This is a genomic window from Blautia sp. 1001283B150304_161114_C9 (genome assembly GCF_015668165.1).
In the GTDB taxonomy this organism is placed as follows: domain Bacteria; phylum Bacillota; class Clostridia; order Lachnospirales; family Lachnospiraceae; genus Blautia_A; species Blautia_A wexlerae.
Window position 1 is genome coordinate 1 of record NZ_JADPGO010000032.1, and the last position, 12,983, is coordinate 12,983.

The window sequence follows — 12,983 nt, forward strand, 5'->3', positions numbered from 1 at the left end:
TGACTTTCTGTATATGGTGAGTTTGATGGAAAACAGATCAATGATACTGGAGCAGGGCTTCCGCGGATATTGAGAAACCTGTTCGGATGTGGTATCTTTTGGATGTAAGGAGGATGTGTCATGGTTATTTACTTTTTCAGGAACAGGAAACAGCAAGTATATAGCAGAGAGGATTGCCGGCAGCCTGCAGGAAAAACTGATTTGTATGAATGAAAGGGATCAAATCGGGCGATACCGGGTCTGTTAAGACAGGAGAGAATCTGGTAGTGGTGGTACCGACTTATGCATGGAGAATCCCGCATGTGGTTTCTGACTGGATCGGACAGACAGAATTTGTCGGGGCGAAGAATGTCTGTTATGTGATGAGCTGCGGAAGCGGTATTGGTGGCGCAGATATATACGATCGAAAACTGAGTGAGAAAAAGGATTAAAGCATATGGGGAGATCATTATGCCGGAGAATTACATTGCCATTAATGATGTGAGAAAATATCCCACTTGCAGCAACATGGCTTTGTGTGATATAAAATAGAAGATTGTTTAGTGCTTTTTCTGAAAAGTGCAGGAGCAGTCAGATTCCGGAAGCACATTAGGTCATGATTCTCGAAGTGTTTTGGAATAAAAAGTCAAAGAATAATATCGAAGATTATTGCAGAAAGCATATATGTTCTGAAACAAGAAATCTATATGCATTCCGCGGAAAGAAAAGAGGACAAACAAATGCCCAAATTACTGATCATAGACGGCTCATCAATGCTGTCTACGTCTTATTACGGGAATCTTCCCAAAAGTATACTTTTTGCAAAAACTGAAGAAGAGAAGGAGAAACATTACGGACAGATCCTGCATACTTCTGATGGGAAATACACAAATGCCATGTTTACCATGCTGCGGACATTACTTGGGATATATAAGAAGGTAAAACCGGAATATGTAGCTTTTGTGTTTGATAAGACCAGGGATACGTTCAGAAGGACGGAGCTTGGAGCGGACTTCTATAAGGCAAACCGAAAAGAGACCGCGAAACCATTAAAAGAGCAGTTTATCCAGATGGAGGAATTTCTTCAGGAGATCGGTTGTGCCGTGTTCATGAGTGACGACTATGAGGCAGATGACTATGCAGCCTCACTGGTGGAGAAGTTTGAGGGACCGGATCTTCAGACCTATGTACTTACCAAGGATCATGACTATTTCCAGGTTGTAAGTGAATACACCCGTATGTGGCGTGTGGTAAATAAGGATAAGCTGGAACAGCTCAAGGAAACTTATGGGCTTTTTGGAAACGATGTATATGAATCCCTTCCGGCAAATGTGTTTGAGTATACTCCGGAAATCGTATATGCAGAAGAAGGTGTGTATCCGCAGCAGATCCCGGTACTTTTGGCAATCACCGGAGATCCTGGAGACGGGATACCGGGATGCAAAGGTGTTTCTTCCGCGGCGGCCTCTTTGGTGGATGAGTATAAATCCCTGGATGAGATCTATGCAGCCATCGATGACTGTGAGGGAGTTGCAAAAAAGGAAAAAGAGCTGAATGGTTTCTGGAAAGAATACCTGGGGATTGGCAGAAGTCCTTTAAAAGCATTAAAGACAAACCGGGAGATGGTATACTTAAGTGAGAAGCTGGCAACCATGAAGCGGGATATTGACATCAGCTGCGGAATTGAGGATTTAAAACTTTGTGTGGACATTGACAAGCTAAAAGAAGAACTGGGACGGTATGAGATGTCCAGCCTGATCAAGGAAGTCGAGAATCTGTAATCAGGGAAGGAGAGTGGTAAAGCTTTCTTAGCATTTTTTTCGTACCAGTTTGTTCGGCTTGCAGTATCTGCTACAATACAAATATGGACAGCAAGAAAAGCCGTCCATCATTATTCCTTTCGTTTTGGGACACTCACAGGGTTCGGAATTAACTGTGGGTGTCTTTTTTTGTTGTTGCTTGGCGATAGCGAACTTCTTTCATGACCAAAATGAACTAATTACTTGATACATGGATCTTCTATTATAATACAACAGAAATCTGTTTGCATGTGTTGTTGCAAGTCTTAACAGCTTATTGTGGTCTTTCATATTTGAACTTAAAAAACCTCTTTCAAAAGAATAGAAAGAGGTTTTTTTATTATAATAAATTTCGATATTCCCGCCTGCCATCTGAATAATCCGGTGCCCGCACAAGAATATTCAGCCATCCACAACAGCGTAAATGGTTTACGCTCTGCTGAGATTCGTTGACCTTGTAGAATACAAGATGCCGTTCCACAATCAGAACTCTGTAACCCTGTCGGCGTAAGGCATGTAAAAGATGCTCCTGAATGGTTTCAGAATGATATGAAAGAACAAATTATAATGACAGCTACCTCAGATGGATTTTTCTCTGTTTGGATGACAGTTTTTTCAGATGAGCCACAGATTTTATTGGCTTTGATTGACAAGTTTCCAGGAACTAGGAAAGGGTGTTATGATAAACAGGGAGAAATTAAAAAGGATTTGTTTTCCGAAAAGTTAGGATAATTGTCAGAGGTCTGCCTTTTGCACAGACAGAATGTTGCAAATGGCAGACCTCAATATGATTACCCACTTACAATGTATCAGAAACCAGTAAGCCTGAATACCATTAATTCACTTGCGGATTCATCTTCTCGCTTCTGTGTCATAAGAAGCATTACAGAACCATCGTCTGCGACTTTCATATCTTCAAGCCAGGGGTATCTGATTCCGAAAATATCACTGCATTGTATTTTACCGAGAAGAGTTCCGTCTTTTGACCAGAAGTAGAGTATTCTGGCATTTCCATCTGTTGCAATATATCCGTTTGCTGTCTCTGCTACTACGGTGATGTAGCCAAAAGAAGCAGAATCATCGGATGGATCACGACCAAGAAGCAGCTGCTGGTTTTCATCCTAATCATATACTGCTATTTTATAGGGGGCATCATCTCCGACAAGAAATCCATATACCATAATATGTTCATTTCCAATCTTAATCAGACTGACTTGTTTAAAAATACCGGTTCGTGTTTTGTCATCATCCATTGAGGTTAAGATCCAGGGTTCTTTGAGTATGTTGCCATCCTGGAATGTTATTTTCTCCGTATCATTGCTATAGGAATAGGCCAGTCCCCACTCTCCGGACGGATGCATGGTCAGGTTGCCGCTTATGTCAGGTAATACTCGGGGTCAGACTCCATGAAACTGCTGGCTTTTATTTTTCTCAGGGAAGAAATAACGTGGCTGAAATTTGTTTCAATGATTCTTATCGGTATCGGTACTTATTTGATGATACAGAAAAAGGAAACAAAGGAGAAGGCAGAAGATAAGAAGTGGCAGCTTTATGCAGTCGGTTCCGCTGTTTTTGCCAGTCTTACCTCTATTTTGGGAAAGATTGGAATTCAGGATGTCAATTCAAATCTTGGAACTGCAATCAGGACTGCTGCTTATAGTTGCAGGAACATTAGCTTTGCTGATATAAAGGGGTATCTGCCTCAATTGCGAATATTTACATGATACAAAAGTTAAAAATATAACAATTTATATAAGGAGAATAGTACTAAGGTAATAGCATATAATAAAAAAACAGTAAATATATGATGATAATATAGGAAAAACGATAAAAAATATCAAAAATGAAAATGATTCAAAAAATTATTGCGTTATAAAATTAACAATGATATAATGCAAGCGAACAGAAGAAGTGAATGCCTTCTGCAGTAACATGTAAACAGACATAATTTTTTAAGGAGATAACAGCAATGGCAAGATTTACATTACCAAGAGACATTTACCATGGAAAAGGATGTCTCGAAGAATTAAAGAATTTAAAAGGAAAGAAAGCAGTTCTTGTTGTAGGCGGCGGCTCAATGAAACGTCAGGGATTCCTGGACAAAGCAGTTAATTATTTAAAAGAAGGCGGAATGGAAGTTCAGCTGATCGAAGGTGTTGAACCGGATCCGTCAGTAGAAACTGTTATGAAAGGTGCAAAGATAATGCAGGAATTCCAGCCGGACTGGATCGTAGCGATGGGCGGCGGATCCCCAATCGATGCAGCGAAGGCAATGTGGACATTCTATGAATATCCGGATACAAAATTTGAAAATCTTATCACACCATTTGGTTTCCCTGAATTAAGGCAGAAAGCAAAATTTGCAGCAATTCCATCTACATCAGGAACTGCTACAGAAGTTACTGCTTTTTCCGTAATCACAGACTATCATACAGGGATTAAATATCCTCTGGCAGATTTCAACATCACACCGGATGTAGCAATTGTTGATCCGGAACTGGTTGAGGGACTTCCTGTAAAACAGGTAGCATATACAGGTATGGATGCATTAACACATGCAATTGAAGCATATGTTTCTACGCTTCACTGTCCGTATACAGACCCGCTTGCACTGCAGGCAATCGAGATGGTTCTGGCATATCTGCCGGCATCTTATAATAAGAATATGGAAGCACGTGAGCAGATGCATTATGCACAGTGTCTGGCAGGAATGGCATTCTCCAATGCACTGCTTGGTATTGTACATTCCATGGCTCATAAGACAGGTGCAGCATTCTCTACAGGACATATTCCGCACGGATGCGCAAACGCAATTTATCTTCCATATGTAATCAAATACAATGCAAAAGATCCTGTAGCAGCAGAACGTTATGCTGAGATTGCAAGAAGAATGGGACTGGAAGGAACATGCCAGCAGGCACTGATCAACAGCCTCTGCGAGAAGATTGACGAGTTTAATGTAAGATTGAACATTCCAAAGACATTAAAAGACTTCGGAATCCAGGAAGAAGAATTTAAAGAAAAAGTTGCCAAAATCGCAGAGCTTGCAGTTGGTGATGCATGTACAGGCTCCAACCCGAGAGCAATCGATCCTGCAAATATGGAGAAACTTCTTACATGCACATATTATGGTACAGAGGTTGACTTTTAATTAGTCAAGCGGATAAAATCAACCGCTTCACTAATTGCTTGATTTGATTAAATAAAGAGGGCACATTGGCAGATGAGACATATCGCCGATGTGTCCCTTTTGGCATCTGAAGTAATTTCTTGACGAAATGTGATTTGTTCAATATACTTGAAACAAGTTAGATATAACAAACTCATTATGAAATATGTATGTGATGTGTGTGGTTGGGAATACGATGAAGAAAAGGGCTATCCGGAAGGCGGCATTGCACCGGGTACAAAATGGGAAGATATTCCGGATGATTTTGAATGCCCCTTATGTTCAGTTGGCAAAGACCAGTTTTCTGTGGCTGAGTAAGGAAGCACAACAAAACCTATAAACAAAGAGCCGTGAAGCAGTATGTAAGATACCGCTTCACGGCTCTTTTGGGTTTGTACAAAAATTTCCGTAATGTGACCTCGTCACAGAAAAATGCTTTGCCATGCGGTATGATAAAGCCACGATAAAGAAAGAGGTGGCGAACATGAAAATCAAACTCAATCCAGATCAAGAGGTCGTTCAGACCATCAGGGAGGGACTCAAGCGCACCGGCGGATACTGTCCCTGCCGCATAGAGCGCACAGAGGCAACCAAATGTATATGTCAGGAGTTCAAGGAGCAGATCGCAGACCCAGACTTCGAGGGGTTTTGCCACTGTATGCTTTACTATAAGTCCTTGCAGGAGTAAAGGAGGAGCATCATGCTGTCAAAGAAACTGGCTGTCATAGATAAGCTGCGATGCGTTGCCTGCGGTGTGTGCGAAAATACCTGCCCGCTGGAAGCTGTTCAGGTGCATTGCGGCTGTTATGCGGTAGTACAGAAAGAACGCTGCGTAGGTTGCGGGAAGTGCGCAAAGCTCTGTCCCGTCGGCTGCATTGAGGTGAAAGTGAGGGCTGACGCATGAAAGCAAAGCATTGGTACGATTACCTGTGGGTATATGCCATCATCTATTTTGCACTGGGCTTTTTCAATATCCTGTTCGCGTGGCTGGGCATGATCGATTTTCTCTTGCCGCTGTTCTTAGCCATCTTCGGCGGGAACAAATTCTTTTGCAACCACCTCTGCGGACGGGGTCAACTGTTCAGCAAGCTGGGGACAGACCTTAAATGCTCCCGCTGCAAGCCAACGCCCCGCTGGATGTCCTCTAAGTGGTTCCGTTATGGCTTTTTGCTCTTTTTCCTGACGATGTTCGGCAACATGGTGTTCCAGACATATCTGGTCGCTGCGGGTGCTGCGTCCCTGCGGGAGGCCGTTAAGCTGTTCTGGACATTCCGTGTGCCGTGGAGCTGGACTTATACAGCCGGTACAGTCTCTGATTGGGTGGCGCAGTTCAGCTTTGGCTTATATGGCCTCATGCTGACCTCTCTGCTGCTGGGTCTGATCGTTATGGTTCTCTACAAGCCCCGGACATGGTGTGCGTTTTGCCCGATGGGAACCATGACGCAGGGTATTTGCAAGCTGAAAAACAAAGAATCATAAAAGATCAACGAAAGGAGTCATTCTCATGACTGAACTGAAAATTACTGCTGCGAATTTTGAAAACGAGGTACTGCATTCCGACAAACCCGTTTTGCTGGATTTCTACGCGGACTGGTGCGGACCGTGCAAAATGCTCTCTCCTATACTGCATGAGCTTGCCGAAGAAAAAAGCGGTGCCCTCAAGGTGGGCAAGATCAATGTAGACGAGCAGATGGAGCTGGCAATGCGTTTTCAGGTATCCAGCATTCCGATGCTGGTCGTTTTCAAGGACGGAAAAGCCGTCGCCAAGTCGGTGGGCTATCGGCCTAAGTCGGAGATCGCCGCAATGGTGGAGAGCGCAAGATGAAAGTTGTGATCGTAGGCGGTGTGGCGGGTGGTGCTTCGGCCGCTGCCCGCATCCGCCGTTTGGATGAACACGCGCAGATCATCATGATCGAGCGCAGCGGCTATGTGTCCTATGCCAACTGCGACCTGCCGTATTATGTGGGCGGTGTGATCAAAGAGCAAGCAGAACTGACGCTGCAAACTCCGGAGAGCTTTTGGGATCGCTTTCGCATTGATGTACGAGTACGGCAGGAAGTAACTGAGATCATTCCCGCAGAGAAAACCGTCACCGTCCGTGCACTGGACAGTGGGAAGGTCTACACGGAAACCTATGACAAGCTGCTTCTTGCCCCCGGCGCAAAGCCAACGGTTCCCGCGCTTTCCGGTGTCAGCAGTGAGCGTGTTTTCACGCTGCGCACCGTGGAGGATACCCTCCGCATCAGGCGCTTTGTTGAGGATCAGAAGCTTTTGGCTGGCGGCGGCTTTATCGGTCTGGAAATGGCGGAAAACCTTGCAGAAATGGGTGTTTTCGTCACCATCGTCCAGCGTCCCAAGCAGCTTTTAGCGCCGCTGGATGCGGATATGGCGAGTTTTGTCCATGCGGAAATGCGCAGACACGGCGTGGCTCTGCGGTTGGGTGAAACCGTCACCGGATTCCGACAGGACGGAGATTCCGTGCTGACACTGTTGGAAGAAAGTGAACCACTGCATTCGGATATGGTGCTGCTGGCCATCGGTGTTACCCCGGATACGCATTTGGCAAAAGAAGCCGGACTCAGGCTTGGTATTCGTGGCAGTATCGCTGTCAACGAGCGGATGGAAACCTCCGTGCCGTACATCTATGCTGTGGGCGATGCCGTAGAGGTTACCCATTTCGTGACCGGACAGAAAGTGCTGATTTCGCTGGCGGACCCGCCAACAAGCAGGGACGCATTGCTGCTGACAATATCTGCGGCGGAAACAGCCGCTATCACGGCTCTCAAGGCTCGTCTGTTCTGAAACTGTTTGGCTTGACAGCGGCCTTTACGGGGATCAATGAAAAGACAGCGCGGGTAGCAGGGATTGCTTACGACAAAGTCGTATTGTTCCCGGCATCCCACGCGGCCTATTATCCCGGTGCACAGTCTATGGTAATGAAGGTGCTGTATGAAAAAGAAAGCCTGCGGCTGCTCGGTGCGCAGATCGTTGGCGGCGACGGTGTGGACAAGCGCATTGATGTACTGGCAACGGCCATTCGCGCAAAAATGACAGCTCTGGAACTGACGGAGCTTGACCTTTCCTATGCACCGCCCTATTCTTCTGCCAAAGACCCGGTCAATATGTCCGGTTTTATGATCGAGGATTTAGAGAGCGGGAAGGTACGGCAGTTCCATTGGAATGATGTTGAGGACTTGCCTTGCGATGGCAGTGCGACGCTGCTGGACGTCCGCACGGCGTGGGAGTATCAGCGGGGTCATCTGGACGGCTTTCGGAACATTCCCTTGGACGATCTGCGGGAGCATTTAGACGAGTTAGACCGGGGTAAGCCTGTTTATGTGAATTGCCAGACAGGGCTTCGCAGTTATCTGGCCTGCCGACTTTTGACGCAGTACGGTTTCACCTGTTCCCATCTCTCCGGCGGATACATTTTTTATCAAGTCGTAACACAAGAGCGGCAGACAGCGCGGAGCGCCTATCCCTGCGGAATGGAGAAGCTATGAGTGAGAATTTATTTGGCTTGACGGTTGCGGCAGATAAAGGCTTAGATGATTTGCAGTGCCAGCGCCTTTTAAGCGAAAATCGCAGGTATCAGGAAGTCATGCTGCAATACCGATGTGCGCTGAAAGCACTGGAAAGCAGGTTGGAAATTCTAAACGAAGAGTTTTCATTGCAGCATGATCGCAATCCGATAGAAAGTATAAAAAGCCGCTTGAAGTCGCCGTCCAGCATTATGAATAAAATGCAGAAGCGCGGACTTTCTCTGGATTTTCCGACCATGCAGGCAAATATCATGGATATTGCCGGTGTGCGGGTGATCTGCTCTTTCGAGGAGGATGTGTTCTTTTTGGCAAAGTGCTTAAAAAAACAGTCCGACATTGAAATCATCACGGAGAAAGATTATATTTCACACCCTAAGCCAAATGGCTATCGCAGTCTGCACTTGACGATCCGGCTGCCGGTATTCTTTGCGGAAAAAGAGATCCATGTGTCGGTGGAGATACAACTCCGTACAATCGCTATGGACTTCTGGGCAAGCCTTGAGCATACCATCCGCTATAAGAAAAACTTGCCGATAAATGCTGAAGTCGAAACTGAACTGAAAGAGTGCGCCGATTCCAGCAGAGAATGGGCAGCAAAATGGAGCATCTACTGCACATCTTAACATAATGCGTCGAATATAAAATGAAAAGTACGCACTTTATTGCTTGTTTCGGTTGGACGGCTTAGGCTTGTCAGGGATCGTCTCATCCGCCCTGGGCGGGCGACCCCTGCGAGCCCCAACCAATTTCTCCGCTTTCGGGTTTTCAGTCATAGTCTTTTCTGCTTTCGGCGGACTGCCACGGCACAGCTTTTTCGGCTTCTATAATTGTAAGGAACATGGCTTTTCGCTGAATGGAAAGCGAAGCTGACCCGGGCTGGGGCGGTCTGTGTTAAAGCGCTAATTTTTTTTGAAATTATCTTGACAAAATTTATCAAGATTGATATGATGGCACTAACAAGCAAGCGAAAAGAGGATGCGGAGCATGATCATTACCAAAGAGACGGACTACGCGATGCGCATTTTGCGGGTGCTGCTGGACGGGGAGAAGCATTCGGTGGCTGAGATTTCGAAAACGGAATTGATCCCCACTCAGTTTGCCTACCAGATCCTGCGCAAGCTCTCCGCCGGCAATTTGGTGCGGGTGAGCCGCGGCGCCCTCGGCGGCTGCGCGCTGTCCTGTGACCCGGACGCGACCTCCCTCTACGATCTCATGGGGGTCATGGGGGAGCGGGGCGTCCTGCGTGCCTGCATGGAGCCGGGATATGAGTGCCGCTGGCAGAACGAGCACGGGCGGTGCGCCATCCACTATCAGCTGGCGGCCTTGCAGCGAAAGCAGGACGAGGCGTTCCGCGCCGTGAGCCTGCGCAGGCTGCTGACCGGAGGATACGATCTCCAAGATACAAGCGAACTGTAAAATTTTAAGAGGAGGTACCCGTATGCTGTTTCAAACCACGGCGGTGCACGAAGATCCGGAGTTTTGCGGAGGAGGAGATCAATCCCCTCGCATTTTTAATGGATCAGAACAATGAGTTTCCCAAGAAGACTGTCAAGAAGCTGGGGAAGCTGGGCTGGATGGGCATTCCCTACCCCAAGGAGTACGGCGGTGCCGGTCTTGATGCCCTGAGCTACGCCATCGCGGTCGAGGAGCTGGCCCGTGTGGACGGCGGCACGGAGACCACGGCGCTGGATAAGGGGGACTACTACCTCCTCAACGGCGGCAAGATTTTCATTACCAACGCCCCTAAGGCGGACACCTATGTGGTTTTCGCCATCATCACGCCGGACATCGGCACCCGGGGCATCTCCGCTTTCATCGTGGAGAAGGGCTGGAAGGGCTTTGAGTTCGGCGACAACTATGACAAGATGGGCATTCGCTCCTCCTCTACGGCGGAGCTGATCTTCAACGACGTGAAGGTCCCCATGGAAAACCTATTAGGCAAGTGACCGGAGAAGAGGAGAGAATCGAAATGGAGATAAGAAAACGAAACGGGGAGTCTGTTCCCTTTCAACAGGAGAAAATTTTCAACGCCATGAAAAAGGCGTTTGACGAACAGGGCAAGGAGATCGGGAGCAGAGAGCTGGATGAGATCCTCGCCACCGTTCTCGACAATCTCTCCGTCACAGTGCCGCTCACCGTGGAACGTGTGCAGGACGAGGTGGAGCGAACGCTCATGGAGCGCGGACACTATGAGGTGGCCAAGGCGTACATCCTCTACCGAGAAAAGCGGTCTGCGCTGCGCCGTGTCCGGCATACCATCGCGCGGACGGTTGGGGATGACTCGCTTGACGAGGTGCTGCGCCGCATCCAGATGGATTTTACCGAGGAAGTCTACTCCCTCGCGGCGCTTCAAATGAAGTTTGAGAGTTTCTGTCGCCCGGGCATGACGGAGGATGAGCGGGCTGAGGCACTGACCAAGGCGGCGGTAGAGCTGACTACGGCAGAGGCACCCAAGTGGGAGTTCATCGCGGCGCGGATTCTGAACCACTCCTTTCGCTGTCGCAACGCACAGGAATGGGAGGGGCGCGGCGTCGGCGACCTCTATGGCAAGCTTCGCTATCTGACGGATAAGGGACTCTACGGTGACTATATCCTTGCCCACTATACCCACGAGGAGATTGCCATGGCGGAGGACTTTCTCTGCCCGGAACGGGACGAGCTGTTCACCTACTCCGGCCTTGACCTGCTGCTCAAACGCTATGTGATCCAGTCACGCAGCCGCGTGCCGCTGGAAACACCGCAGGAGATGTTTTTGGGTATCGCGCTGCATCTTGCTATGAACGAAGGCTCTGACCGCATGGGGTGGGTAAAGCGCTTTTACGATATGCTCAGCCGTATGGAGGTCACGATGGCGACACCTACCATGTCTAACGCGCGAAAGCCCTACCATCAGCTTTCAAGCTGCTTTGTGGACACTGTGCCGGACAGTCTGGACGGCATCTACCGCTCGCTGGACAACTTCGCAAAGGTCTCTAAATTCGGCGGTGGAATGGGGATGTACTTCGGTAAGGTGCGCGCTGCAGGCAGCACCATCCGCGGCTTTCAAGGGGCGGCGGGCGGTGTTATCCGCTGGATCCGGCTGGTCAACGACACCGCCGTGGCGGTGGATCAGTTGGGGATGCGGCAGGGCGCTGTGGCGGTTTACTTAGACGCATGGCACCGGGATCTGCCGGAATTCCTTCAACTGCGCACTAACAACGGCGACGACCGCATGAAGGCGCATGATGTGTTTCCCGCCGTGTGCTATCCGGATCTCTTCTGGCGACTGGCGGAGGAGAACATAGACGCGCCGTGGCATCTCATGTGTCCGCATGAGATCCTCACGGTCAAGGGCTACGCACTGGAGGATTACTGGGGTACGGAATGGGAGAAGCGGTATCTGGACTGCGTCAATGACCCGCGCATCGAAAAGCGTAGCGTCACCGTCAAGGACATCGTGCGGCTGGTGCTTCGCTCGGCAGTTGAGACCGGCACGCCCTTCGCCTTCAACCGCGACAGCGTAAATCGTATGAACCCAAACGGCCACACGGGAATGATCTATTGCTCCAATCTCTGCACGGAGATCGCGCAGAACATGGCGCCCATCGAGCATATCAGCACTGAGGTGCACACGGAGAGCGGCAACACAGTGGTGGTGACGGCCACACGCCCAGGTGAGTTTGTGGTCTGCAACCTGGCGAGTCTGTCTCTCGGTAATCTGCCGGTGGAGGACGAGGCCTATATGGAACGCACGGTGGAAACGGCCATCCGCGCACTGGATAATGTAATCGACCTCAACTTCTACCCGTTGGAATACGCGCGGCTTACCAATCAGAAGTACCGCAGCATCGGCCTGGGCGTCAGCGGCTACCACCACATGCTGGCAAAGCGCGGCATCCGTTGGGAGAGCGAGGAGCACCTTGCCTTCACCGACGCGGTGTTCGAGCACATCAACTACGCCGCCGTCAAGGCGGACGCAGCACTGGCACGGGAAAAGGGTCGTTACGCACTCTTTGAGGGCAGCGACTGGCAGACGGGCGCGTATTTTGAAAAGCGGGGTTATACCTCCGAAAAGTGGCAGGCGCTTGCGGAAAAGGTGGCGGTGCAGGGAATGCGCAACGCCTATTTGCTGGCGGTCGCACCGACCTCCAGCACATCTATCCTCTCCGGCACGTCAGCAGGCATCGATCCAATTATGAAGAAATTCTTCTTAGAGGAGAAAAAGGGCAGCATGCTGCCCCGCGTTGCCCCGGAGCTTTCTATGGATACATGGTGGTACTATAAGGCGGCGCATCTGATCGACCAAAGCTGGTCGGTGCGCGCCGCGGGCCTTCGCCAGAGACATATTGACCAGGCGCAGAGCATGAATCTCTATATCACCAATGACTATTCCATGCGTCAGGTGCTCAGACTGTATTTAGAGGCGTGGAGGGTCGGCGCCAAGACCATTTACTATGTCCGCAGCAAGGCCCTTGAGGTCGAGGACTGCGAAAGCTGCTCGTCATAAGGAGGATA

The 12,983-nt window shown here is 48.9% G+C and carries 13 protein-coding genes and 3 pseudogenes; 15 read left to right on the forward strand and 1 reads right to left on the reverse strand.

From position 1 onward, the window contains the following. The first annotated feature begins 209 nt into the window (after positions 1-209). From I4V44_RS14065 to I4V44_RS14075, 3 genes are all read left to right on the forward strand, one after another. A complete protein-coding gene (locus tag I4V44_RS14065; protein ID WP_119244991.1) occupies positions 210-431 on the forward strand; it encodes a hypothetical protein in 222 nt (73 codons plus the stop codon). A gap of 288 nt (positions 432-719) precedes the next feature. Further along, a complete protein-coding gene (locus tag I4V44_RS14070; protein ID WP_119244990.1) occupies positions 720-1,760 on the forward strand; it encodes a 5'-3' exonuclease in 1,041 nt (346 codons plus the stop codon). A 567-nt stretch (positions 1,761-2,327) separates the two neighbouring features. Then, positions 2,328-2,510 (forward strand): hypothetical protein, encoded by a 183-nt coding sequence (locus I4V44_RS14075; RefSeq protein ID WP_119244989.1) that lies wholly within the window; start codon positions 2,328-2,330, stop codon positions 2,508-2,510. A 389-nt stretch (positions 2,511-2,899) separates the two neighbouring features. On the opposite strand, the gene I4V44_RS17795 is transcribed toward I4V44_RS14075, so the two are convergent. Next, the gene (locus I4V44_RS17795) at positions 2,900-3,031 is read right to left on the reverse strand and encodes a hypothetical protein (protein ID WP_271724938.1); all 132 of its coding nucleotides are present in this window, start codon (positions 3,029-3,031) and stop codon (positions 2,900-2,902) included. Positions 3,032-3,190: 159 nt separating this feature from the next. On the opposite strand from I4V44_RS17795, the pseudogene I4V44_RS14080 reads away from it, so the two are divergent. The 12 genes and pseudogenes from I4V44_RS14080 to I4V44_RS14135 all read left to right on the forward strand — a co-directional run. Further along, positions 3,191-3,427 (forward strand): annotated as a pseudogene (locus I4V44_RS14080) (EamA family transporter); the annotation flags it as partial. A 320-nt stretch (positions 3,428-3,747) separates the two neighbouring features. After that, the gene (locus tag I4V44_RS14085) at positions 3,748-4,929 is read left to right on the forward strand and encodes an iron-containing alcohol dehydrogenase (protein WP_055200404.1); all 1,182 of its coding nucleotides are present in this window, start codon (positions 3,748-3,750) and stop codon (positions 4,927-4,929) included. 177 nt (positions 4,930-5,106) lie between these two features. Then, a complete protein-coding gene (locus tag I4V44_RS14090; RefSeq protein WP_055200402.1) occupies positions 5,107-5,265 on the forward strand; it encodes a rubredoxin in 159 nt (52 codons plus the stop codon). 124 nt (positions 5,266-5,389) lie between these two features. Then, a complete protein-coding gene (locus tag I4V44_RS14095) occupies positions 5,390-5,635 on the forward strand; it encodes a ferredoxin-thioredoxin reductase catalytic domain-containing protein (protein ID WP_119244987.1) in 246 nt (81 codons plus the stop codon). Between the two features lie 12 nt (positions 5,636-5,647). After that, positions 5,648-5,851: a 4Fe-4S binding protein gene (locus I4V44_RS14100; RefSeq protein WP_055200398.1), complete on the forward strand. Its 204-nt coding sequence runs from the start codon at positions 5,648-5,650 to the stop codon at positions 5,849-5,851. Next, entirely contained in the window at positions 5,848-6,426 is a 579-nt protein-coding gene (locus I4V44_RS14105; RefSeq protein ID WP_119244986.1) for a 4Fe-4S binding protein, read from the forward strand. Before I4V44_RS14100 ends, I4V44_RS14105 begins: the two co-directional genes overlap by 4 nt. 25 nt (positions 6,427-6,451) lie before the next feature. After that, positions 6,452-6,772: a thioredoxin gene (trxA, locus tag I4V44_RS14110; protein WP_055200394.1), complete on the forward strand. Its 321-nt coding sequence runs from the start codon at positions 6,452-6,454 to the stop codon at positions 6,770-6,772. Next, positions 6,769-8,450 (forward strand): annotated as a pseudogene (locus I4V44_RS18345) (FAD-dependent oxidoreductase). Before trxA ends, I4V44_RS18345 begins: the two are co-directional and overlap by 4 nt. Continuing rightward, the gene (locus I4V44_RS14120; RefSeq protein WP_243280284.1) at positions 8,447-9,112 is read left to right on the forward strand and encodes a GTP pyrophosphokinase; all 666 of its coding nucleotides are present in this window, start codon (positions 8,447-8,449) and stop codon (positions 9,110-9,112) included. The pseudogene I4V44_RS18345 and the gene I4V44_RS14120 overlap by 4 nt, the downstream one beginning before the upstream one ends. 361 nt (positions 9,113-9,473) lie before the next feature. Beyond that, positions 9,474-9,905 (forward strand): RrF2 family transcriptional regulator, encoded by a 432-nt coding sequence (locus I4V44_RS14125; RefSeq protein WP_119244985.1) that lies wholly within the window; start codon positions 9,474-9,476, stop codon positions 9,903-9,905. A gap of 22 nt (positions 9,906-9,927) precedes the next feature. Then, positions 9,928-10,432 (forward strand): annotated as a pseudogene (locus I4V44_RS14130) (acyl-CoA dehydrogenase family protein); the annotation flags it as partial. Between the two features lie 26 nt (positions 10,433-10,458). Beyond that, positions 10,459-12,975, forward strand: a complete 2,517-nt coding sequence (locus I4V44_RS14135) for a ribonucleoside-diphosphate reductase subunit alpha (RefSeq protein WP_196002864.1) — start codon at positions 10,459-10,461, stop codon at positions 12,973-12,975. Positions 12,976-12,983 lie beyond the last annotated feature (8 nt).

Coding starts and splice junctions, on each gene's coding strand:
- I4V44_RS14120 (WP_243280284.1), top strand. CDS start 8,447: ATGAGTGAGAATTTATTTGGCTTGACGGTTGCGGCAGATAAAGGCTTA.
- I4V44_RS14125 (WP_119244985.1), top strand. CDS start 9,474: ATGATCATTACCAAAGAGACGGACTACGCGATGCGCATTTTGCGGGTG.
- I4V44_RS14135 (WP_196002864.1), top strand. CDS start 10,459: ATGGAGATAAGAAAACGAAACGGGGAGTCTGTTCCCTTTCAACAGGAG.
- I4V44_RS14095 (WP_119244987.1), top strand. CDS start 5,390: ATGCGGTATGATAAAGCCACGATAAAGAAAGAGGTGGCGAACATGAAA.
- I4V44_RS14085 (WP_055200404.1), top strand. CDS start 3,748: ATGGCAAGATTTACATTACCAAGAGACATTTACCATGGAAAAGGATGT.
- I4V44_RS14070 (WP_119244990.1), top strand. CDS start 720: ATGCCCAAATTACTGATCATAGACGGCTCATCAATGCTGTCTACGTCT.
- I4V44_RS14105 (WP_119244986.1), top strand. CDS start 5,848: ATGAAAGCAAAGCATTGGTACGATTACCTGTGGGTATATGCCATCATC.
- I4V44_RS14065 (WP_119244991.1), top strand. CDS start 210: ATGAAAGGGATCAAATCGGGCGATACCGGGTCTGTTAAGACAGGAGAG.
- I4V44_RS17795 (WP_271724938.1), bottom strand. CDS start 3,031: ATGGATGATGACAAAACACGAACCGGTATTTTTAAACAAGTCAGTCTG.
- I4V44_RS14090 (WP_055200402.1), top strand. CDS start 5,107: ATGAAATATGTATGTGATGTGTGTGGTTGGGAATACGATGAAGAAAAG.
- I4V44_RS14075 (WP_119244989.1), top strand. CDS start 2,328: ATGAAAGAACAAATTATAATGACAGCTACCTCAGATGGATTTTTCTCT.
- I4V44_RS14100 (WP_055200398.1), top strand. CDS start 5,648: ATGCTGTCAAAGAAACTGGCTGTCATAGATAAGCTGCGATGCGTTGCC.
- trxA (WP_055200394.1), top strand. CDS start 6,452: ATGACTGAACTGAAAATTACTGCTGCGAATTTTGAAAACGAGGTACTG.